This window comes from Acetobacter sicerae (genome assembly GCF_011516765.1).
Lineage (GTDB): Bacteria > Pseudomonadota > Alphaproteobacteria > Acetobacterales > Acetobacteraceae > Acetobacter > Acetobacter sicerae.
In genome coordinates this window covers 19,235-40,305 of sequence record NZ_JAAABN010000018.1, presented here as the reverse complement: position 1 = coordinate 40,305, position 21,071 = coordinate 19,235, and the positions used below count along the sequence as shown (strand labels likewise).

General features: G+C 60.7%; 21 protein-coding genes. 20 read left to right on the top strand and 1 reads right to left on the bottom strand.

Features of this window, described 5'->3' with window-relative positions:
* Positions 1–260: 260 nt before the first annotated feature.
* From GVI59_RS15175 to GVI59_RS15120, 12 genes are all read left to right on the top strand, one after another.
* Positions 261–1,283 (top strand): ParA family protein, encoded by a 1,023-nt coding sequence (locus tag GVI59_RS15175; RefSeq protein WP_264806386.1) that lies wholly within the window; start codon positions 261–263, stop codon positions 1,281–1,283.
* Complete coding sequence (locus GVI59_RS15170) at positions 1,283–2,176, top strand: ParB/RepB/Spo0J family partition protein (protein ID WP_166318847.1); 894 nt, start codon at positions 1,283–1,285, stop codon at positions 2,174–2,176. The genes GVI59_RS15175 and GVI59_RS15170 overlap by 1 nt, the downstream gene beginning before the upstream one ends.
* Before the next feature lie 65 nt (positions 2,177–2,241).
* A complete protein-coding gene (locus GVI59_RS15165; RefSeq protein WP_166318844.1) occupies positions 2,242–3,075 on the top strand; it encodes a replication initiator protein A in 834 nt (277 codons plus the stop codon).
* Between the two features lie 977 nt (positions 3,076–4,052).
* A complete protein-coding gene (locus GVI59_RS15160; RefSeq protein ID WP_173574988.1) occupies positions 4,053–9,155 on the top strand; it encodes a lactate dehydrogenase in 5,103 nt (1,700 codons plus the stop codon).
* Positions 9,112–11,211: a ParB/RepB/Spo0J family partition protein gene (locus GVI59_RS15155; protein ID WP_242013144.1), complete on the top strand. Its 2,100-nt coding sequence runs from the start codon at positions 9,112–9,114 to the stop codon at positions 11,209–11,211. Before GVI59_RS15160 ends, GVI59_RS15155 begins: the two co-directional genes overlap by 44 nt.
* A gap of 151 nt (positions 11,212–11,362) precedes the next feature.
* Positions 11,363–11,665 (top strand): DUF5983 family protein, encoded by a 303-nt coding sequence (locus GVI59_RS15150; protein ID WP_173574987.1) that lies wholly within the window; start codon positions 11,363–11,365, stop codon positions 11,663–11,665.
* A gap of 102 nt (positions 11,666–11,767) precedes the next feature.
* A complete protein-coding gene (locus tag GVI59_RS15145) occupies positions 11,768–12,301 on the top strand; it encodes a DUF3085 domain-containing protein (RefSeq protein WP_173574986.1) in 534 nt (177 codons plus the stop codon).
* Positions 12,302–12,492: 191 nt separating this feature from the next.
* Complete coding sequence (locus GVI59_RS15140) at positions 12,493–12,654, top strand: hypothetical protein (RefSeq protein ID WP_166318482.1); 162 nt, start codon at positions 12,493–12,495, stop codon at positions 12,652–12,654.
* Positions 12,655–12,726: 72 nt separating this feature from the next.
* Entirely contained in the window at positions 12,727–13,626 is a 900-nt protein-coding gene (locus GVI59_RS15135; RefSeq protein ID WP_173574985.1) for an ArdC family protein, read from the top strand.
* 53 nt (positions 13,627–13,679) lie between these two features.
* Positions 13,680–14,060, top strand: a complete 381-nt coding sequence (locus GVI59_RS15130; RefSeq protein WP_242013143.1) for a hypothetical protein — start codon at positions 13,680–13,682, stop codon at positions 14,058–14,060.
* Positions 14,057–14,446, top strand: coding sequence for a hypothetical protein (locus GVI59_RS15125; protein ID WP_173574983.1), 390 nt, complete (start codon positions 14,057–14,059; stop codon positions 14,444–14,446). The genes GVI59_RS15130 and GVI59_RS15125 overlap by 4 nt, the downstream gene beginning before the upstream one ends.
* Entirely contained in the window at positions 14,443–14,949 is a 507-nt protein-coding gene (locus GVI59_RS15120; protein ID WP_173574982.1) for a hypothetical protein, read from the top strand. Before GVI59_RS15125 ends, GVI59_RS15120 begins: the two co-directional genes overlap by 4 nt.
* On the opposite strand, the gene GVI59_RS15115 is transcribed toward GVI59_RS15120, so the two are convergent.
* Complete coding sequence (locus GVI59_RS15115) at positions 14,946–15,458, bottom strand: hypothetical protein (protein ID WP_173574981.1); 513 nt, start codon at positions 15,456–15,458, stop codon at positions 14,946–14,948. The two genes, GVI59_RS15120 and GVI59_RS15115, sit on opposite strands and share 4 nt — an antisense overlap.
* 371 nt (positions 15,459–15,829) lie before the next feature.
* Between GVI59_RS15115 and ssb the strand changes: the two genes are divergently transcribed.
* The 8 genes from ssb to GVI59_RS15075 all read left to right on the top strand — a co-directional run bounded on the left by ssb (position 15,830) and on the right by GVI59_RS15075 (position 21,057).
* Entirely contained in the window at positions 15,830–16,297 is a 468-nt protein-coding gene (gene ssb / locus GVI59_RS15110) for a single-stranded DNA-binding protein (protein WP_173574980.1), read from the top strand.
* 35 nt (positions 16,298–16,332) lie between these two features.
* On the top strand, positions 16,333–16,578 hold the full coding sequence (locus GVI59_RS15105) for a hypothetical protein (RefSeq protein WP_173574979.1): 246 nt from the start codon (positions 16,333–16,335) through the stop codon (positions 16,576–16,578).
* Between the two features lie 73 nt (positions 16,579–16,651).
* A complete protein-coding gene (locus tag GVI59_RS15100; RefSeq protein ID WP_173574978.1) occupies positions 16,652–16,861 on the top strand; it encodes an antitoxin VbhA family protein in 210 nt (69 codons plus the stop codon).
* Positions 16,854–17,060 carry an antitoxin VbhA family protein gene (locus GVI59_RS15095; protein ID WP_173574977.1) on the top strand — a complete coding sequence of 69 codons (207 nt, stop codon included), beginning with the start codon at positions 16,854–16,856 and terminating at the stop codon, positions 17,058–17,060. Before GVI59_RS15100 ends, GVI59_RS15095 begins: the two co-directional genes overlap by 8 nt.
* A complete protein-coding gene (locus GVI59_RS15090; RefSeq protein WP_173574976.1) occupies positions 17,057–17,983 on the top strand; it encodes a Fic family protein in 927 nt (308 codons plus the stop codon). Before GVI59_RS15095 ends, GVI59_RS15090 begins: the two co-directional genes overlap by 4 nt.
* A gap of 352 nt (positions 17,984–18,335) precedes the next feature.
* Positions 18,336–19,526, top strand: coding sequence for a DUF3991 and TOPRIM domain-containing protein (locus GVI59_RS15085; protein WP_173574975.1), 1,191 nt, complete (start codon positions 18,336–18,338; stop codon positions 19,524–19,526).
* Entirely contained in the window at positions 19,523–20,197 is a 675-nt protein-coding gene (locus GVI59_RS19090; protein ID WP_242013142.1) for a hypothetical protein, read from the top strand. The genes GVI59_RS15085 and GVI59_RS19090 overlap by 4 nt, the downstream gene beginning before the upstream one ends.
* A complete protein-coding gene (locus GVI59_RS15075) occupies positions 20,194–21,057 on the top strand; it encodes an ATP-dependent helicase (protein ID WP_242013141.1) in 864 nt (287 codons plus the stop codon). Before GVI59_RS19090 ends, GVI59_RS15075 begins: the two co-directional genes overlap by 4 nt.
* Positions 21,058–21,071 lie beyond the last annotated feature (14 nt).

Below are 21,071 nucleotides of genomic sequence, written 5' to 3'. Positions count from 1 at the left end.
TCGACTCGCCGCCCACACCGTTGCGAACCAACTACGACCGACTCCGTAACGTTGAGACGATGTTCTGACGTCAGAACATCAAGGTGTCCATACGGGAACGATTGAGCGCCGGACCTCCACACGCCAACCTTTTCGCAGTCCGAGTGGCAATTATTGGCGCGAGAGCTTGACTCCGAGCGTAAGATAAAGACAACATCAACCATCATTGTTGATGTTGATGGCGTTGAGTAACGCAGCATTAAGAACCTGGAGAATTGCACGTGAATGGGCAGGCACTTCGCAACAGCCGGCTAAATCTGCGCTTAAGCCAAGGCGAACTTAAGGATGAACTAAACCGTCGGCTAGGCAGAAGCTATGACAAACCCAAAATAAGCCGATGGGAAAACGATAAGGAACCTATCCCCGATGATGTCGCCGACATAATCGAAAGCATGACTGGCGCTATCCAGGATACAGCGCGGGTCCTGGTCCTCGCCAATCAAAAGGGTGGTGTCGGAAAAACGACGTCATCCCTCAATCTTGCGTATGCATTCTCCTTGTTGGGCTGCCGAGTTCTTTTGATCGATATGGACCCGCAAGCTACAGCCACAGCCGGTATCCTAGCTGGCACGAATACTGACCTTTACCACCAAGGGAAAACCACAGCCCATCTGGTCTTGGGAGGCAAGCCTATTTCGGAAGTGATAGTGCACGCAGGTGTGCTGCCTGACGGCCGGTCACTACCTTTCGATTTCATAGCAAGCCACATTGATTTGGCCGAAACAGACGGAAAGCGAGAGCCTGGCTTCGACGCAGCTCTCCGCGAAGCGTTAGAGCCCGCGCGAGCGCATTACGACTGGATCGTAATCGATGCCCCCCCCAATCTCGGAATGCTGACATGGATGAGTTTAGCGGCGGCCGACGAAGCAATCGTGCCCGTTAGAACTGAGCCCTACGACACTATGGGCGTCGGACTTATTATCGGGACAATAGGAAAAATACAGAGACGTCTCAATCCAAGTTTAAGATTGGCAGGAATTCTCCCAACCCAGTACAGCGTTAGAAAATCTGTCGACCGCGAAGTGCTTCATCATTTGTGGCTGATGATGAAAGACCGTGCGCCCGTCTTGCAACCAGTTCCAGCCAGCGCAGTATACGGCCACGCTGCGCGTGCAGGACGCGTCGCTCTTGAAGCATCACCTTCGGCAAACGCCACGGTCCCGTATCTGAACCTCGCCAAAGCACTTCAATCAAGGACACACCTGCCGCTCGCCGAAATCCAGACCTTGGAGGAAGCTCCCTAATGACAACGAAGCGAAAGACAAAAGCTCCATCACCCATTCTTGGTGTGGCTGCGGGACTAGTCACTGATGCTGGCAATAACTTCATCCGGCAAGGAGGAAGATTTCGACACACTTTCGAAGTGGAAGTCGCGAGTACTGCGCCGGATCCGGACCAGCCAAGAAAAACATTTGAACAAGAAAGCATTACAAAACTTGCAGAGACGATGGATGCTGAAGGACAGCTCCAGCCCATCCTTGTCAGGCGAGCACAGGACAGTACCGCCAAGCATCCGAAATGGACGATTGTAGCGGGTGAGCGTCGTTGGCGCGCCGCAAAGCTCCTCGGCTGGAACACGCTGCTTGGAATTGAGCACGACGGCGATCCGGAGATCGCATCTCTATTAGAAAATTTGCAGAGAATAGACTTGAATCCACAGGAGGAGGCAACCGCTATAGATCGTCTGATTACCCAAAAAGGCTGGTCTCAGACGCAGGCGGCCGAAGCGCTGGGCAAGAGCCGCGCTGAAGTCAGTGCCATCCTCAAGATTCTGACCTTGCCCCCGGAGATATTGAACGAACTAGCGTCCGAACGTGCGGTAGCAAGAAACGCGCTGGTCGAACTCGCGCGTATTCAAGACCCAGATCGGCGCAATGAGCTTATCGAGCAAGCAAAATCCGGGCAGCTTACCGTTAAAGCCATTCGTCTCGGAAAATTAGATGGTGTTCGGGACCCAGAACAACAACTGGGCAAACCAAGACATTTTACTTTTGGATCTGTCGAGAAGATGGCCCACCGTCTGAGCCAGGTTCGGGCTCAACATGTCAATCTCACCGAACTCGACCGCACCCGACTGCACATGCTCAGGGCTGAAATCGACCAGATACTGGAGCAAGCCAAGGATGAAAATCCTTGACCCTTAACCTCACCATCCTCCTACTATTCGGAACATCGCGCACATTCCTCGGGAGCCGGTAACCTATGGCTGGAAACGAAACCGACCTCTTTATCGACTCTCTTGTGGGAGCTCCCCTCAAAGACGACAGGGCACTTATGGAGTTCCCGTTTTTTAGCATCCAGAAACAGCCCAGAATGGAGCCGCTGATTTATGACGATGGAAGAACTCAAATTACGATCGAACCCGGACCAAAGGGATTAGCCACAATCTGGGATAAAGACGTTCTTCTGTACGTTGTCTCGTTGATTAACGAGCGTATCGAACGAGGTATGGATGTTGATCATACTGTCCGCTTCGCGGCTCACGATCTTCTGCGAGTCACAGGCCGCGGAACAGGAAAACGCAGCTATGAGCTCCTTCTCGATGCGCTGTTCCGTCTTCGATCGACCAACATCATGACCTCCATTGAATCAGCGGACGAGAGAGATAGGCGGGGTTTTGGCTGGATTGAGACCTGGCGCGTGGTAGAACGGAAGACGTCAACGGGCCGAAAAATTATGGCCGCGATCGAGATTACTCTGAACGATTGGATGTTTCGCGCGCTGGTCAAAGAGAGACGCGTGCTGACAATCAATCCCACCTATTTCGATCTTGAGAGTGGCCTCGGTCGACGATTATATGAGATCGGGCGTAAGCATCTTGGTAACCAAGACTCCTGGCGAATCAGTCTTGAAAAACTGGCGAAGAAGATTGGGACGTCACGCGAACTGCGTTTCTTCAAACGAGATCTCCTGAAGATCATCAACGATGATGTGATCCCAGATTATAAATTGGCGCTGGAACTCGGCCCGAGAGGTGGACGGCCTGTTGTTGTATTCGAGCATCGAGACAGCGAACACACGGCGGCGAGCATCTGATTCCACGTCATGTGCGCGATATTCCGATCCGTCGAAGTTGCCTGAGCGTTGGACACTCATCAGGAAACTTCCCGCTCCGTCGCTGTAAACGGTGTGCGCGATGTTCCGATGTTTGCTCTTTACACTTTCCTTTGGCCACATTCACGGTCGCTGTCGGAACTCACGCAGCATGCGTGCGCGATATTCCGATCTTTTATGCAACAGTCCCAAAATGAGCGAGACAGCGCGATTTTACTTGCAGATCGCAAGATATAATCGACTCGCGCCACGATTTAACGGCGGTGCACACAACTCGATTGTCAGTTATCCACAGATCGCCACCGCGACAACGGAACATCGCGCACATTCGTTCGGAACATCAAGCACAGCCAAACGGTATATCGCGCACAAAACCAAACAGAACATCGCGCACGCATCTTCGGAATATCGAGCACAAATACTCATGATAACCTATTGATATATATTACATTTTTTGCCCTATAACTCTTTAACAACTTTAAAATAACCTTTTAACGATGTCCTTGGGGATAATTGTCCCTTTCACGCGAAACTCAACCTCGCCACAAACAATAAGAAAGAAGTTCAAAGAACAAAAGAAGCAACAACACTCTAAAATGACATTTATTTTGAGAATAGAAATCTACAATACTCCTAAACCACACAATATGATAAAATATACATCAGACGTATTATAGATATTAATGCGAGTAATCCTGAAATTAGTTAGAACCTTCGCACCAGATCGGCCGGCGCGCCGCAAGGGGTGGCTCCTCCCCGTGCTCGCCGGCTTCGCCGTCTGTGCGCGGGATGCGGTGCCGCCGCTGCGCGGCGCCCTTGCGTCCCCCCGGCCGACCCGGTCGCGATGAAGGCTGAAGGAAAGAGAAAAAGCCTTTCCTGACACCCTGAAAACCTGAACCCGGCAATCCCCCGGCCTGCGCGAGCAGGACCGGGCGCCGGCGTTTGTACGGAGCCCGGTCATGTCACTCCAGCTCAGCCTTTTTGGCACAACCGCACTCGGCGATCCGCAGAGCGATCTTTTCTGGGGCGAACTCGAAGGAGAAGAGGGAACATCTCCCGTCCCCGCCTCGTCCGTACCCGTTGCCTCGCTCGCCATTCCTCAGACCGACTTCCGTCTCTGCGGCACACGCGGCCTCGCAGACGGTTGGCGGCAGCGCGCCCGCGACAACGTGCTGGCCATCGCCCTGCTCAGAGAACTCGAAGAGGAAGACCGCAACGCCACGGCCGCTGAACAGGTCGTGCTGTCACGGTTTATCGGCTTCGGGGCAGGGGACCTGGCGAACAATCTGTTCCCGCCCGGCCAGGACGGCTTCAAGACCGGGTGGGAGGAGATCGGGGAGAGCCTGCTGGCCACGACTACGGACGCGGAGCGGGCAGGGCTCAAACGCGCCACGCAGTATGCGCATTTCACGCCCGAGACGATCGTGCGTGCCCTGTGGGATACGGCGCTGCGCATGGGCTTCAGAGGCGGTTCCGTGCTGGAACCGGGCTGTGGAAGCGGCCTCTTCATTGCCGCCCGCCCGGAAAACCTTGAAGGCCGGATCGCCTTCACCGGAATCGAGAATGATCCGATCACGGCGCGGATCGCGCGCAGACTCTATCCGAACCAGTGGATCCGCAGCGAGGATTTCACCACGGCGAAGCTGGCGGCCGGATACGATCTCGCCATTGGCAATCCGCCGTTTTCCAATCGCACCGTGCGCGGACCGGAAGGCCTGGCCCGCCTCGGACTGAGCCTGCATGACTATTTCATTGCCCGCTCCGTGGAGGCGCTGCGTCCGGGCGGCGTCGCGATGTTCGTGACCTCCCGCTACACGCTGGATAAGACCGACAGCACCGCCCGCCGCACGATCGCGGAGATGGCTGACCTCGTGGGGGCGGTGCGCCTGCCTGCCGGCACGATGCGGAACGACGCCGGCACCGATGTGGTCATTGATGTGCTCGTGTTCCGCAAACGCGGGATCGGCGATCTGCCCGGAGATGAGAACTGGCTGGAAACCGGCGAGGTGCCCGGGAGCAACCAGGGCAACGGACCGCTGGTGATCAGCCGCTATTTCCTCGACCGTCCGGAACAGGTGGCGGGCCGTCATGGCTGGACCACGACACAGTTCGGCCCGGATTACACCTGCGAGGCGGCGGACGGGCTCGCCCCCGATGCTGTGCTGCCCACGGCTCTGGCCCGGATCGGGCAGGATGTGCGGTTCCCGGCCCCGGCGGAGCAGCGCATCGTCAGGCCGGCAGGATCCGACGTTCTGGTCGGCACCGCAGCGGACGGCGCCCTCCTGAAGGAAGGCTCGTATTTCGTCACCAGGGGCGTCCTGCAGCAGATTGCGGACGGACAGGCGGTGACGGTCCCGATCAGAAAAGGCGAGCAGAAGGAGGGCATTTTCCAGAAGCACGCCCGCATCATCTCCGCTCTCGTGCCGATCCGCGATGCCGCCCGGACGGTCCTGCGGGCACAGATGGAAAACCTGCCTTATGGCCGCCTGCAGGGTGAGCTGAAGCGGGCTTATCTCAGCTTTGTCCGGCAGTACGGTCCGATCAACCTGACGAACGTCACCGTCCGCGTCGATCCGGAAACCGGGGTGGAGGACGAGACCCAGCGGCGGCCGAACCTGACGCCGTTCTACGACGACCCGGATGTCTGGCTGGTCTCCTCGATCGAAGAGTATGACGATGCGACACAGAAGGGCCGGATGGGACCGATCTTCTCGGAGCGGGTGATCCACGCCCCGGTCGAGCCGGAGATCCATTCCGCGCACGATGCCCTGGCAGTCTGTCTGCATGAAACGGGTGGCGTGGAGATGCCGCGCATCGCCGAGCTTCTGGGACAGCCCGAAGGCGATGTCGTCGCAGCCCTTGGCGAGGCGGTGTATCTCGACCCGGAGCGCAGCACGGACGGGCGCGATGTCTGGGTCACGTCGGATGAGATGCTCTCCGGCGCGGTGCGCACAAAACTGGAGCAGGCCCGCGATGCGGCCCGGGCCGACCCCCGCTACGCCCGCAATGTGACGGCGCTGGAAGCCGTGCAGCCGGCCGATCTGCGCCCGTCCGAAATCACGGCGCGCCTCGGAGCGCCCTGGCTGCCGGTCAGCGACATCGTCGCCTGTACCGCCGAGGTTCTGGGGGTGGAAACCACGATCCATCATTCCGCCGCCGTAGCGTGCTGGACGGTGGAGAAGCGGGGCTTCCTGGGCAAGGCCGAGGCCACCTCTGTCTGGGGGACGGAACGCCGCCATGCGGGCGAGCTGCTGGAAGATGCGCTGACCCAGGCGTCACCGAAGATCTGGGACGTCTGGCGCGACGGTGACGGCAATGAGCACCGCGAGCTCAACACGAAGGAAACGGAAGCCGCAAAGGAAAAACTCGCGGCGATCAGGCGTGCTTTCGAGACATGGGTCTGGCAGGACGGCGAGCGGGCGGAGCGGCTGGTCCGGCTGTATAACGATACCTACAACAACCTCGTGGCGCGGGAGTTCGACGGCTCCCATCTCCGCCTGCCCGGCGCCAGCACCACGATCAGCCTGCGCAGCCACCAGAAGCGGGTGATCTGGCGGATCATCGCGGCTGGCGGCACGTATATCGCCCACGCCGTCGGCTCGGGAAAGACGTTCTCGATGGTCGCCGCCGTCATGGAGCAGAAGCGTCTCGGCCTGATCAGCAAGGCGATGATCGCCGTGCCCGGTCACTGTCTGGCACAGATGGCGCGCGAGTTCCTGATGCTCTACCCGACGGCGCGGATCCTTGTCGCCGATGAGACCAACTTCGTGAAGGCGAAACGGCAGCGTTTCCTCGCCCGGGCCGCGACCGGCAACTGGGACGCGATCATCATCACACATGATGCGTTCAAATTCATTCCGGTCGAGGGGGATTTCGAGCGCCGGATGATCGAGGAGCAGATCGCCTCCTTCGAGGAAGTGCTGGAAAGCGTCGATGCGGATGACCGGCTCTCGCGCAAGCGGATCGAGAGCATGAAGGAGAAGATGCAGGCGAAGCTGGAAGGCCTCTCCGGCCACAAGGACGACCTTCTGCATCTGGGCGAAATCGGCATCGATCAGATTCTTGTCGATGAGGCACAGCAGTTCCGCAAGCTGAGCTTCGCCACCAACCAGTCCGACCTGAAAGGCGTCGATCCGAACGGCTCACAGCGGGCGTGGGATCTGTTCGTGAAAACCCGCTATCTGGCAGCGAAGAATCCGGAACGGCCTCTGATCATGGCGTCCGGTTCGCCGATCACGAACACACTGGCCGAGATGTGGACGGTCAGCCGCTATATGGATCTCGAAGCCCTGCAGAAGCGCTTCCTGCATGAGTTCGATGCCTGGGCGGCGAATTTCGGCGAAACCCGCACCGAACTGGAGCTGCAGCCGAGCGGCCTTTACAAGCCGGTCACACGTTTCACAGAGTTTGTGAATGTCGCCGATCTGATGGCGATGTATCGCGACTTCGCTGATGTCGTTCAGCAGGATGACCTGCGCCAGTATGTGAAACTGCCGGCGATCCGGGGAGGCCGGCGCGAGATCATCGTCGCCCCGACGAACGACAACTTCCGGGCGTATCAGAAGACGCTCGCGGCGCGGATCGACGCCATCGAGGCGCGCGAGGGCCGGCCACAGAAGGGCGACGACATCCTTCTGTCCGTCATCACCGACGCCCGTCACGCGTCGATCGATCTGCGGTTCGTGGCGCCCCTGGCCGCGAATGATGACAGCTCGAAGCTGAACCTGATGATCGGGAACGTGTTCCGGATCTGGCAGGAAACGTCGGACAACCGCTATACCGATCCGGAGACCGGCCGGCCCTGTGATCTGCCGGGCGCGGTGCAGATGATCTTCTCCGACCTCGGCACCGAGAGCGCGATGGAGACGCGGGGCTTCTCGGCCTACACCTGGATCCGTGACGAGCTGATCCGCATGGGCGTGCCGCGCGCGGAAATCGCGTTCATGCAGCACTACAAAAAGAGCGCTGCGAAGCAGAAGCTGTTCGGCGACCTCAATGCGGGACGCAAGCGGATCCTGATCGGCTCGACCGCGACCATGGGCACGGGCGTCAATGCCCAGCAGCGGCTGAAAGCCCTGCATCATCTCGATGTGCCGTGGCTGGTCTCGGACATCATCCAGCGCGAGGGCCGGATCGAGCGGCAGGGCAATCAGCACGAGGAAATCGAGCTGTACGCCTATGCCCGGCAGGGGTCCGTTGACGCGACAAACTGGCAGCTTCTGGAGCGCAAGCAGCGTTTCATCGGCCTCGCCATGTCGGGCGACCGGTCCATCCGCCGGATCGAGGACATTGGCGGGGAGGGGGGCAACCAGTTCGCCATGGCCAAGGCTCTGGCCTCGGGCGATGCGCGCCTGATGCAGAAGGCCGGGCTGGAAGCCGATCTGGCGCGGCTGGAGCGGCTGGCGGCTGCCCATTACGATGATCAGTTCGCGGTGAAGCGCGCCATTGAGCGGGCTGAGCGCGAGATTGCTGGCGCCGACCGTCTGATCCCGCTGATCGAGGCGGATCTTGCTGTCCGCCAGCCCACCAGAGGCGAGGCCTTCGCGCTGTGTCGTGAGAAAGGCAATGTGACGGAGCGCGAGAAGGCCGGATCGTGGCTCCTGTCCCAGGTGCGGATGGCAGCGAAGAACGGCGAGGAAGGGAAGTGGACCCTCGGACAGATCGGGGGCTTCGCTGTCGTATGCGAGGCCGAACCGAGCTGGATCCGGCGCTCCGACAAGCGCACCGTCGATGTGACGCTGTTCCTCGAAGCGCGGTCGGGCCGCATCACCGTCACGATCGAAGAGGACACGAAAGGTCTCGGGCTGGTTTCGCGCATCGAGCACGCGCTGCTCCGGCTTGATGATGCGCTGCGCGACGCCATCAGGACGCGGGAGGAAGCAGAGCGTCGCCTGCCGTCCTACCAGTCCCGGCTGGGTCTGCCCTTCGCCGAACAGGCGATGCTCGATGAAAAGCGCGCCGAACTGAAAGCGCTGGAAGACGATCTCGCCGCCACCTCGACGGAAGAGGAGGCGGCGAATGATGACGGTCAGGACAAGGAAAAGGAAGAGACGGCAGCCTGAGAGCGGCTGCCATCTCCGGCCAGCCGCCGCAAGGGGTGGGTCGGCATGTGTCCTCGCTTCGCTGCGGGCCATGCCGATCCCGCCGCTGCGCGGCGCCCTTGCCCCGCCTGTCCGCCGCTGCCTGCCGGAAAAGCATCAGGAAAGAGTCCTGAAAACAGGAGTGGAAACCATGGAACTGCGCGAAGTCGATCCGAAGACGCTGCTCGACAATCCCGAAAATCCCCGCACCGCAGCCCCGAACGAGACGGAAGACCGGCAGCTGGCGCTGAACGTCAAGGCGGTCGGGATCATCCATCCGCCTCTGGTCCGGGACACCCCGGATGGCCTGATGATCGTTGCCGGCCATCGTCGCCGTCGCGCCGCCGTGAAGGCCGGGCTGAAGACGATTCAGGTGGTCGTGGCGGGCGATGACGAGGAACTGGACCGGATGCGCGCGGCGTCGGAAAACATGATCCGCCAGCCAATGACACAGGTGGAACAGTGGCGGGTCATCTCCTCGCTCCGGGCGGAAAAGCAGTGGAACGACACCGCGATCTGCAAGGCGCTGATGCTGACGCCGGTGCAGCTGAAACAGATCAGCCGGCTGTCATCGGTCCTGCCGGACATTCTCGCCTGGATCGAGGCCGGAAAAGGACCGGAGAGCCGTGAGCTGGCCAGTATCGCGCTGGCCTCGAAAGGCCTGCAGGAACAGGTCTGGCGCTATTTCGGGTTTCCGGTCGGCACGGAGCCCCCGGAAGACGTCGAGGCCTGCGAGGGAGACCGGGTGCGGCTGCCGGACGGATCGTGGCAGCCGGGAGCGGCCGAGCCCGACTGGAGCCGGATTGCCTCGGCGCTGCGACAGGATCGTTTTTACGCGGCCGATGCGTCCTTTGACGATGCCATCGCGAAAAGCTGCAGGATCGTCTGGCAGGAGGATCTGTTCGGTGAGGCCGGCAAGGACGGGCGCTACACCGAGGACGGGATCGCCTATGAGAAGGCGCAGCGCCAGTGGCTGAGCCAGAGCACATCCGAAGACGCGGTGATCGTGCAGAGCGACGAGGATGGCGAGCCCCTGTTCGAGGATGGAAGCGCCCGGATTTACTGGGAGCGGGAAGGGGCGACCAAGTGCTTCTGGCTCAATCACAGGCTGAAGGTCGAAAGTGGCTGGTGCATTCTCGCCGGCAGCGCGGCCGCGAACCGGATCACACCGTCCGCCGTGATTGACGCGCTGCCCGACGTGCCGAAGGAACGGGCGGACATTTCCGGGCGCGGACATGACATGATCGGAAGCTTCCGGACACAGGCCCTGCACGCGACGCTGGACGGGATGCAGGAGAGCGTCGATCCGTGGACGCTGGTCGGGCTGATGATCGCGGCCTTCAACGCGCAGAACGTCCGGGTCGAAGGAGATGCGGGCGCGTGGTATCCGCAGCGCCGGCCCTCGCAGAGGCTGGTAGCGGCTGCCGGACTGTTTCAGGACGGGGAACTGGCGCTGGACGAGACCCTGTTGCGCGGAGCGGCGATCCGCGTGCTGAAAGCCGTGCTCTCCTGCGAGAAAAATAGCACGAACAGCGGCGAATGGAGCGTGCTGGTCGGCCATATCGTCAATGCCGACGCCCGGCTCCCCACCATGGCCGATGAGGACTTCCTCAAGACGCTCAGCAAGCCGGGCATCACGAAGGTGGTTCAGGCCGAGGGCATTCTGCCGCGCAACACGGGCAAGGAGATGCGCAAGGCGCTGATGGACCGGGCGGGGCAGGGGATCTGGGTCCATCCCGAGGCCCGGTTCGGGCTCGATGTCGCGAAGCTGAACGCCTCGTTTCAGGAAGCCCTTAATCCACCCCCACCCGAAACCAGCGACGACGCAGTCACGGATGGCGGTGCGATGGCTGTTGCGGAGACGGCCGAACCTGAGCAGGAGATTGCTCTGGACGATGATGAGGTCGGGCCTTCGCGGCGCGCGGCAGAAGAGGAAGGGGAGGGTGATCCTGACGACGAGGACGAGAGCCCGCTTCCACCGCCGCAGACCCCGGATGAGTTCCTGAGATCGCATGTCGAGTTCATCGCGATCCGCTGAGCCGGAAGCCGCTCGAAGTGTGTCCATTATGGTCACACCTGTTTCAAATCCCGTCAGGCAGCAACACGATTATAGCGGAATCGCAGTCTGCCTGACCACCTCTTTTTTCCGTCCGCCCGAAAGTGCGGCGTGAACAGAAAGGCACAGTTCCATGGTGAATGCCCATATCAGACGTTTCATGGATCTCAGCACCGGCCATCTGCCGAAGTCAGATCGGGAGTTGCTGGAGGCTTATGCACAATCAGGCGGTGCAACCGGCCTGTCCTGTCTCTCCGGTCCTCATGGCTGGTTCGTTTGGGTGGGTGAACGCCGCTGTTCGCCGGACTGGCCGGGTTCTGCCAGCCTTCGCCGAATTCTTGAAGATGCGGCAAGTAACGGATGTGATTACGTCATGTTTGATTCAGACGGTGCGGTAGAAGAGGCGTACCAGTTCTTTGATGATGAAGATGAATGACCGGCGATACCGGAACCATGGCCTGTAATACGAAAGAGCGGGACACGAGAGTGTCCCGCTTTTTTTGTGTCCTCACAGGAGGAACACAGAAGGAAGACGATCATGAAACTGCATTTCGACCATGCCCTGGTGACGCGGCTGCTCGCCCACGCTGACGCCGCGAGCGAACATACGCCAACGCTGGATCAGCTCTATGACCCCACCTATCTCCGGCCCGGGGTGAACACCCGACATCCCGCATACGAGGATATTGACCGGACGAAGATCCCTTCTGGTCTCATGCTGGTGGGCGACCAGGGGATCTATCTGATGTCGAATGGTCATCCGGGCCTCCCTGGCGACAACGGTGAGGTGAACCTTGTCGCCTACGCCAGAGAGGCGGATCCGCAAGCCTCTTCCGAGGACTGGTATGACGTGAAACGTGCGTCTTTTGGCGGGGATGATGGCGCGGAATTCCTGTCTGCCGAGACTATCCGCAAGGCGCTTGAGGCGACCGCGCGCGGTCGCTTCCGGATCGACGTGTCCCCGACACAGATCCGATGCCCCTTCCTTGCACCGCCAAAAAAGCCCCGTGCCGGCCCGTCACGCACGAAAGGGAAGGGGCCTTCGCGGCAAGAAAAAAAGGGGAAAATCTGAGAAAGGAAGGGAAGGAAACGGAAAAGAGGATCGGCACCACAGTTCAGCCTGCCGCGCAAGGGGTGGGTCGGCATGTGTCCTCGCTTCGCTGCGGGCCAGGCCGATCCCGCCGCTGCGCGGCGCCCTTGCCCGTCAGTCTGCCCTGCGGTCGCCGGAAAGGGTCAGAAACGCCAGAAAAAAGGATCTGGACAATGGCTCAGGACCGCACCGTCTCTCCACCCCAACCCCATCCCGCCGTTGAAATCATCAGGTTTCTCGCGCTCGTGCTCCTCTGGACGCTCGCCCTGGTCGTCGCTCTCGTGCTTCCGGACCTGTTCCTGGATCCCACGACCGGAGTGCTCGATCTCGGGTGAAACCCGTCCGCCCATCTGCAGCAGAGAATGGCCGTCCTTCGGGGCGGCTTTCGCATGTTTTGGAGACAGATCATGGCCAGAACCGAACGCACTGACATCCATCAGACCGTGACAGACCGGATCATCCGCGAGCTTGAGAATGGCACCGTGCCGTGGGTGTGCCCATGGGGCCGCTCGAACTGCGGCGTCGCCCTGCCCCGGAACGCGACGACGGGCCGTGCCTATTCCGGAATTAATATTCTGATGTTGTGGGGTTCGGTGGAAATGCAGGGCTTCTCCACGCAGAAATGGCTGACGTTCCGGCAGGCGCTGGCCGAGGGCGGAAATGTCAGAAAAGGAGAGAAAGGAACGACGGTTTTCTACGCCGACCGTTTCACACCGAAGTCGGAAGCAGGGGCCGACGATCCCCGGACGATTCCGTTCCTGAAGCGGTTTACGGTGTTCAATGTGGACCAGTGCGAGAACCTGCCGGAAGGCATGGGGGCGGCGCCGACACCGTTGCCCGAGCGTGAGATTGTGCCGCAGGCTGAAGCGCTCATGCGCGACACCGGGGCAGACATCCGGGTGGGAGGCGATAAGGCGTTTTACGCGCCTGAGCCGGACTATATCCGTGTCCCGCCCCAGCAGGCCTATTTTGCACAAATCGATTGGTATCGCACGATCTTTCACGAGATCGGACACTGGACGGGCTCGGAAAAACGGCTGGCCCGCACATTCGGAAAACGGTTCGGAGACCGCGCTTATGCCGCCGAGGAACTGGTCGCCGAGATGATGTCAGCGTTCGTGTGCGCGGAGCTGCAGATCGAGCCGACCGTCCGTCACGTGGATTACATTGGAAGCTGGCTGGAACTTCTGAAGGCGGACAAACGCGCGATTTTCACCGCCGCAAGCGCCGCGTCGGCCGCTGCCGAATACATTTTCAACACATCGACGCGCCGTCAGCCCATCGGGGACGTGGCGGCCGCTGCCTGAGAGTTTCCGAAAAATACATGCCCGAAAAGGGTGTTTTACAGATGGAGTCTGTCATGCCTGTCTTTGCTCTGATTGCGACCCCTGCCGTGCGCAGGCTTTCCGGCACCGGCAAAGTGCTGGTCGCTCTGCCCATGGATCACCTCGGAAACCGGGGAATGACCGAAGCCCGTACGCTGGCAGATCTCACGAAGGCGGTGACGCTTTATGGCGACAGGATCGCCACTGACCATCCCGGGCGGTCGTTCTCCATCGGCGTGCATATCCGCCGGGGCGACCGCAAACCACGCGGGTTCGATACCGCATATCGCAGCGGTCTGCTCGGAACGGACAAATGGATCGTGACCGTGGAGAGCGACGCTGCCGAGGCGCTTGCCCTGAACGGTCCTGCGTCCGGCGCGGAAAAAGGCTCTGAGACAAAAGGAGAAGCGGCATGATCCGTCAGTATTACACGTCGCCGTTCCAGGGCGGCGACAATCCGCTTCGCGTCGGAACCGTGGCCAGTGGCTCGATTTTCCGGCTCCCGGCTCCTGTTTCCGGCCGCCCGTGGCGGACAACACCGTGGATCGTGGAGAGCTTTCTCAATGGGAAGATGGGCGCGGCCGTGCGGAATCCTGTTACAGGGTTCTGGGAGGACCGTTATATTCGTGGGCGCTCGGATCTGGCGATACTGCGCAGCCTTGCCAGTGGTCGCCGCGTGACAATGGCTGTGCGCCATCTGGAGCATATGGACGAGGAAGGCATGGGAGAAGGGCGGTATCCCGGTCTGCCCGATGTCAGCCGGTTCCATAACAGGTATCGGAACCGGAGCCTGGTCGCATGACCCCCGCACCGATCCTGTGCGAGCGGATCCGCACGCCGCCGCTCGACCCGGCTTTCCTGAAACCGACCAGATGGGCGACGACCGAGGAAAAGGCGAAGCTGGGTAACGCCATGCTGCGCTTCATCGCTCAGGGAATGCCTGCCGAGAAATTCACGGCGTCCCTGTATGAGCGTCTGAGCAATATGTTTGGGTTCATTGCTCACTGTGACCGACACGGCTTCGCTCAGACATGGTTCGACAGCGCCGTGACACGACGGGATTTCCTTGACCAGATTGCGCGACATCCCTGCTGGGGAGATCCCGGCTTCGTCTGGTCGGACGTGGAACGGGAAATCGGCCAGCGTGTCCGTGAGAACCTTCTGGTCGAGGCATGGGCGAGCCGTGCCCGGGAAGATCAGGATGCGCGCGAGAAGGCGGAACTGGTCCGCCTGATGGCGAAGCACGGCGTGGCGCCGGTATCCCCGGTCGCGGCCGCGCCAGCCGTGCAGATGGGACTGTTCTAGTCCCGCGCCACGGTCCATGAACCGTGACCGTCGAGGCAGTGGGCCAGAAAGTCGAGAGCCGCACGAGGATAATTACGGATTTCAAGCAGAGTGCCGGACGGCACGTCCATCTCATAGGCGCCGTGCTGAAGGGCACAGCACGGCCCACCACGCAGGAATTTCACGCCCTTGCCTGTCCGGAGAACCTGACGCGGGCCGAAGACACCGGCTACGTGCCGACCGGCGACATAAATGTCGGCGTTGAACTGTCGCCACAACGGTGTGCGGATGTTCTGCTCGTTGACTTCGATCTGCACGTTGCAGCGATCGGCCCACGCTTCCGGCGTGCCGTCCACGCCGTAAAGTGTGCGGCAGACATTCCGCACCGCCTCCTCGTGCTCGTGCCTGAAGGACCAGCCGGTCTCTTTCCCCATAAAGCGTCCCCGGTAACGCCGCGCCTGTGTGGCCAGCTCCGGATGAAAATCGGCTTTCAGGGTGATGTGGCCGTCCAGGACAGTAATCACAGCCATGTTGAACTCCCGTTCTCTCGTCAGGAGAGTCTAGTACGCGGAATCGGGCTGTACAAGCGAAAACAGCGGCGAAAACGCAAAAAACAGTCGTCAGAACGCTGAAATATCAAAAATCAGGAAGAAGAGGAAAGGGGATCGCCGGCACTGCCGGGTCTCTGCCCTGGTTTTTGCGGTCTGAAGCGGTCGTCGTCGGGCGCAACCCCCAGGCCTTCGGTCGGGACGGCACCGTGAAGCCGCAGGCGGCTTCCGCACCACTGCCGCCCCGAGGGGTTGCGCCCGCCGCCTGATGCCCGCTTCCGCGCGACCGCACCAGGTCAGAGACCCGGCAGAGGCCGGAGAGGAACTGGAAGGAAAGAAAAGGAAATCAGGTCATGAGCCAGTCAGTCAATCGCGTCATCCTCGTCGGCAATCTCGGTCGGGATCCGGAACTCGCGGCACGCAGGGAAGGCGACGGGAAAATCGCAAATATCGCCGTAGCAACGAGCGAATCATGGAATGACCGCAATACGGGCGAGCGGAGAGAAAAAACGCAGTGGCACCGTGTTGTGTGCTTCAACGACCACCTCTCGGGCGTGATTGAACGTCGCTGTCAGAAGGGCACGCTCGTCTATGTCGAGGGCCATCTGGAAACGCGGAAATGGACTGACCAGCAGGGACAGGATCGTTACACCACCGAGGTGATTATCGATCGCTTTGACGGAAACATAAAGGTGCTGGCCAATGGCCGGAGCACCGGAGAAGGTCGGTCTGACGATGACCGGCCATCACGGAGTGCGGCGCCGCGTTCTGCCGGGAGCACGCCCGGCGGATCGGATCTGGATGACGAAATACCGTTTTGAGTCGGGCTTTTTTTCCGGGCCGGAGACGGTCCGGAATGGCGCACCTTCATCCGGAATCCCTGTGCGGAGTCAGCACCATGTGCAGCGTTTTTATCAGGCGCCAGACCGCTCCTCGCGGACAGGCCCGCGCCTATGCGCGGAATCATGAGGCTGCGGCCTCGGGCCTCGACCAGCTCTGTCACCTGCCGCAGCTTTCGGCCCGGCAGCGGGCCGAATTCCGGCGTTGCGCCCTGGAGATGCGCAGAATCGCCCGGGAGAAGCTTCTCGACAGCGCGCGATAAACCGGAAAGGAAAAAACTGCCCGAAACGGGTGAATATGATACACTCCGCGACAGAGCATGAGGAGGTGCCCCCATGTTGACGCCTGCGCAGATCGCGGTCCGGACTGAAGCCGTCAGGAAGGCACGCGTGAACAATCTGATCGATGGGTTTCGCGAAGACCCGCGCGACGCAGATGTGCTCGATGCGTATGCGCGTGGCGAAATCAATGGAGATGAGGCCCGGCGCCGGGTCGTTGCGTCGTGTCTTGATGTCCGGAAGAAGAGGAGAGGCGAAGATGAGTGAAGTCCTTGTTTCCCGCCCGAAGATCAGCCCCGAGGAGCGGCGCCGTCGCAGGGAAGCCGTCGATTACGCGCGCGGCAGTGTCCGTCTTGAAGGCGTGATTCTCGATGCGGAAATAGAGCGGATCAATACCCGGTTCATTGACGGGGAACTGACGGTCAGGGAGCATTTCGAGGCTCTGGAGCGTCATCTGGATCGGTGACGAAGGAACCTGTCTCATACGATCTTTCTTCGTATACGAAGGATGAGGGCAAGAGTTTCGGCCGGATCCTGCAACTCCGGCTGGAACCCATGGCCGGGGTGTTTGACGCTCCCCATCTGAACGCGCTGCACGCCTATATTTTTCAGGATTCACCAGAGCATCGGCCGGGCCAGACCAGGCCGGATGCAGAGAGCTGGGTGAAGAACCGGGTGCTGGAAGGAACCCGCTCTTCCTGGCAGGTTCCGTATCTGTCGCAGAATATCAATGATGCGCTGGCCTCCCGTCTTGAGACGGCTGGCGGCCCCGATGGTTTTCGCGGACTGAGCATCCCGGAGTTTTCCAGCCGGATGGCAGGACTGTACGGGGATCTCGACTTTATTCATCCCTATTCCGAGGGAAACAGCCGGACACTCAGGGAATTCACACGATCCCTTGCGGCTGAGGCGGGATTCAGACTGGACTGGCCCGGTCCATCTGCGGGAATGACGGAAAGAAATCAGCTGTATCTGGCGAGGGACCGGGAAGTGCTGGAACGTCGCTGGCCAGACCTGACAGAAGAGCTCGCCATGCGCACAGACAGCAGAGAAGAATACGAAGCGTGGTTCCTTCTTGAAGGTATGAGACGTCGGGCCGGATCTCTCACGCTTGCCGGCATCATCGAGGCGCGCACTTCGCTGCTCCCTGAGGTGAAGACGGGACCGGCCGTCGCTGCGGGACAGGATCCGTTTTCCCGGCTCGCCGGTGCGATCGGTTCACGGGCGCCATCGCCGGATGACACCGTCTCCGCTTCCTGGTTTGACCGGGCGCAGGCCTATAGCGAACGCAGGCGGCCGGGGCAGGATGGAAACACCGCTCCCGAAAATGGCGATGATGGCGGGATGGTCGAGAACAAACGGGACGCATCGAGCGATCCGTCTCCCTGAGACCAGTTTTTTCTCGTTGGTCGCATGATGGGAGCGCACGCGGGACATTCCAGAAGGAGTGTCCCGTGTCGTGTTTATGCGTGCGTCTTTAATCCGGTCGGATCCTGAACAGTCATGTGCCGTCGTGCAGGCGGTTGCGGGCTGGGTGCGCAGGCAGGGGGCTTTGCTGCCCCCTGCACCCCCGCCGGGCAGGCGGAAAGAAAAAATCCTGTATAGATTGACAGTGCAAGTAATAAATTCCGCTTCCGCGCGGTTTTTGTTGCGCTTTATTGTATTTAATACTCGCTATTCCGTTCGAGCAGTAGTATAGTTTTACCAGAAAGCCGAAGCTATTCGTGAAAGGATTTCTTCCATGGCTTACGCAAATTCCGCAGAAGCACAACAGAAAGAACTCGAAGAACTTCGCCGTGAGGTGAGCTGCGTTCTTGTGCTCGAAAAAGCCGGCTTCAGACTGGACCGCGAAGCCACGGCGCAGCGCTCGCCCCGCAACCTGAAATTCCGCCGTGAAAACGAGGCAATCATCGTGAATCATGACGGCAAAGGCTGGTGGGATCCGAAAGGGGACGGAAAAGGCGACGTTTTCAAACTCGTGCAGCATCTCGATCCGTCGAAGAACCTCGGCCATGTCCGGCGCGAGCTGCGCGATCTGATCGGTAAAAGCCCGACACTCGAAGTCGCTGAGCGGACCAAAGGCGTAAGTGACAGGCCGCGCCGCGAGCCGGCCGAGTTGTGGGGCCGTCGTTCAGCGCCGCAGGAAGGCACCCCGGCATGGCGGTATCTCACCGAAGAACGCGGGTTGCCGGGCAGCATCGTGGCGGCGGCCGGACGTCAGGGCGTGCTGAAGGAAGGCCCGAACGGGACCGCCTGGTTCGGCCATCGGGACGCGGGCGGCCAGTTTACCGGCATGGAGATGCGCGGCCCCGAGTACAAGGGTTTTTCAACGGGTGGCGGCGGTAAGCGTCTGTTCGGATTTCGGGCGGACGAGGGAACGGAGCCCGCACGGCGGCTTGTGGTCACAGAAGCCGCTATTGATGCGCTGTCCTTTGCCGCACTGGATCGCTTCAAAAAAGGATCGCTCTACACTTCGACGGGTGGCGGGATGAGCCCGGAGAGCGAGGCCAATCTGAAACAGGTCATGGCGACCGTGGCGAAACAGCCCGATGCCCGCCTGGTCATCGCCGTCGATAATGACCACCAGGGTCACGTCTATGCCGCGAAACTGGCCGCCATGGCCCAGGAGGTCGGGCTCTGGTCGGGACGTATCTCTCCGAAAACACCGGGAGACGACTGGAACAAGGCTCTGAGGGCACGCGGAGAAGAGGCTCAGGGTGGAGCCGCCCCTGCTGGCTCTTTGTCCCGCCTGTCCGACGCTATCACCACACAGCCCGCTGCGCAGCCGGATGCCGTTTCCTCCTCATGGCTGGATCAGGCCAGGGCGCACAGCCCGGCGCACCATCAGGCAGCGTCAGCCCCGGAACCTGTCAGGGCGCCGTCCCCTGCCACAGCGCGCTCAGCGACCTCTTCTCCGGGAGCTTCCCTATGAGCTGGTTCGAACCTTTCGCCTCACAGAACTGGCGGAGACGCCTTCTGGATATCCTTCCCGGTCACGCTCAGGCCAGTGCGATCTGGAAGAAGCATCGACCGCATGGATGTGCCGAGCCTGACTGTTTTGTCGAGATCGGTGACGGGAAAGCGGAATTCCGGGGTGTGGTGATTGGCGGCGAACGCGACACCTCCCTGCCTCAGGGCTGGGATCTGGAAGGGCGCATCGTCCTCTTCACCGATGATCACGAGGTGATCGTCATTGCCGGCTGGCGGGCCACAGACCTGTCGGCTGACCGATCCTGTTTCCAGGATCACCTGACACAGGAGACTGTCATGACCACTGTTGCCCATTACGCGGATCTCGGCGTTGCACGCCTGGCCTTCGTGACGGACCTCGCCGAGGTGTTCGCCCGATCGGCCCCGGCTGCCGAGATCTGGACCCGTCATCTGCGCCGGAGCGATGCTCCGATCGAAGAGGATCCGCCGATCCCGCAGACCGCTGTGCGGCTTTATGAGCGTGTCGGCTGTCCGCTCGGTCTGGTCATCGACGGACGCTGGGAGCGCGGGCTTGAGACCTGGGATCTCTCCTACCCGGCGACGCTCCTGCTCTCGACCGGTGAGATCACCGAAACGCATGGTTGTCTGGCGGAAGGGATCGAAGAGCTATGACACCCGATGATCTTCCTGTTCCGTATGCCCTGGCGCCGATCCTTGACGATCTGACGGCGGAACAGCGCCGCGCCGCCATGGCTCTCGGCCATGTTCTGGTCCTGGCCGGTGCCGGCACGGGTAAGACCAAAACCCTGACAGCCGGCGTGGCGACGCGCATCGAGCTGTATGGCATGGTGCCGGGTCAGATCCTGTGCGTCACCTTCACCAACAAAGCCGCGCAGGAAATGCGGAAACGCATCGCCGGCGTTCTGGGTCCGCACTCGGTGCCCACCTGGCTCGGCACATTCCACGCGCTCGCCTCCCGCCAGCTTCGTGCAGAGCCGGAAGTGGCACATCTGCGCAGCGGCTTCGACATCCGCGATGCGGATGACAGTCTTGGGATTGTGCGCCGCCTGATCAAAGCGATGCCGAAAGAGGAGCTTCCTGTTCCGCAGGAGGGGGCTCCCGGAGATGCGAAACAGATCAAAAAGATGGCCGAGCGGATCTCGCGCCTGAAGGAGGATCTGGTGACACCGGAAGCCGCCCGGGCGCATGTCGAGAGCATGATCCGCAAGCGCCAGGCGGCCAACCGCTTCGTGGATCATGAGAGCTGGCGTTTCGTGGTCGGGCTCTATGGCCGGTATCAGGCCATTCTGCGTGAGCAGAACGCGGCGGACTTTGGCGATCTGCTGATGTGGCCGACCCTCGCCATGCTTCATGATCCGGCCTATCATCGCCGGTGGACAGGCCGCTTCACAGCCGTGATGGCGGATGAATTTCAGGATGTGAACCGCGCGCAGTATCTCTGGCTCACCCTGCTCAGCAAGAAATCCGGAGAACTGTTCTGCGTGGGCGATGATTCGCAGAGCATCTTATAAGTTAGTTGGAATAC

Bases quoted from the DNA above. Each gene is read 5' to 3' on its own strand.
- GVI59_RS15135 (WP_173574985.1), top strand. From the start codon at position 12,727: ATGGCCAGAACCGAACGCACTGACATCCATCAGACCGTGACAGACCGG.
- GVI59_RS15160 (WP_173574988.1), top strand. From the start codon at position 4,053: ATGTCACTCCAGCTCAGCCTTTTTGGCACAACCGCACTCGGCGATCCG.
- GVI59_RS15125 (WP_173574983.1), top strand. From the start codon at position 14,057: ATGATCCGTCAGTATTACACGTCGCCGTTCCAGGGCGGCGACAATCCG.
- GVI59_RS15085 (WP_173574975.1), top strand. From the start codon at position 18,336: ATGGCTTACGCAAATTCCGCAGAAGCACAACAGAAAGAACTCGAAGAA.
- GVI59_RS15075 (WP_242013141.1), top strand. From the start codon at position 20,194: ATGACACCCGATGATCTTCCTGTTCCGTATGCCCTGGCGCCGATCCTT.
- GVI59_RS15170 (WP_166318847.1), top strand. From the start codon at position 1,283: ATGACAACGAAGCGAAAGACAAAAGCTCCATCACCCATTCTTGGTGTG.
- GVI59_RS15165 (WP_166318844.1), top strand. From the start codon at position 2,242: ATGGCTGGAAACGAAACCGACCTCTTTATCGACTCTCTTGTGGGAGCT.
- GVI59_RS15130 (WP_242013143.1), top strand. From the start codon at position 13,680: ATGCCTGTCTTTGCTCTGATTGCGACCCCTGCCGTGCGCAGGCTTTCC.
- GVI59_RS19090 (WP_242013142.1), top strand. From the start codon at position 19,523: ATGAGCTGGTTCGAACCTTTCGCCTCACAGAACTGGCGGAGACGCCTT.
- GVI59_RS15115 (WP_173574981.1), bottom strand. From the start codon at position 15,458: ATGGCTGTGATTACTGTCCTGGACGGCCACATCACCCTGAAAGCCGAT.
- GVI59_RS15105 (WP_173574979.1), top strand. From the start codon at position 16,333: ATGGCGCACCTTCATCCGGAATCCCTGTGCGGAGTCAGCACCATGTGC.
- ssb (WP_173574980.1), top strand. From the start codon at position 15,830: ATGAGCCAGTCAGTCAATCGCGTCATCCTCGTCGGCAATCTCGGTCGG.
- GVI59_RS15140 (WP_166318482.1), top strand. From the start codon at position 12,493: ATGGCTCAGGACCGCACCGTCTCTCCACCCCAACCCCATCCCGCCGTT.
- GVI59_RS15120 (WP_173574982.1), top strand. From the start codon at position 14,443: ATGACCCCCGCACCGATCCTGTGCGAGCGGATCCGCACGCCGCCGCTC.
- GVI59_RS15145 (WP_173574986.1), top strand. From the start codon at position 11,768: ATGAAACTGCATTTCGACCATGCCCTGGTGACGCGGCTGCTCGCCCAC.
- GVI59_RS15150 (WP_173574987.1), top strand. From the start codon at position 11,363: ATGGTGAATGCCCATATCAGACGTTTCATGGATCTCAGCACCGGCCAT.
- GVI59_RS15155 (WP_242013144.1), top strand. From the start codon at position 9,112: ATGATGACGGTCAGGACAAGGAAAAGGAAGAGACGGCAGCCTGAGAGC.
- GVI59_RS15100 (WP_173574978.1), top strand. From the start codon at position 16,652: ATGTTGACGCCTGCGCAGATCGCGGTCCGGACTGAAGCCGTCAGGAAG.
- GVI59_RS15095 (WP_173574977.1), top strand. From the start codon at position 16,854: ATGAGTGAAGTCCTTGTTTCCCGCCCGAAGATCAGCCCCGAGGAGCGG.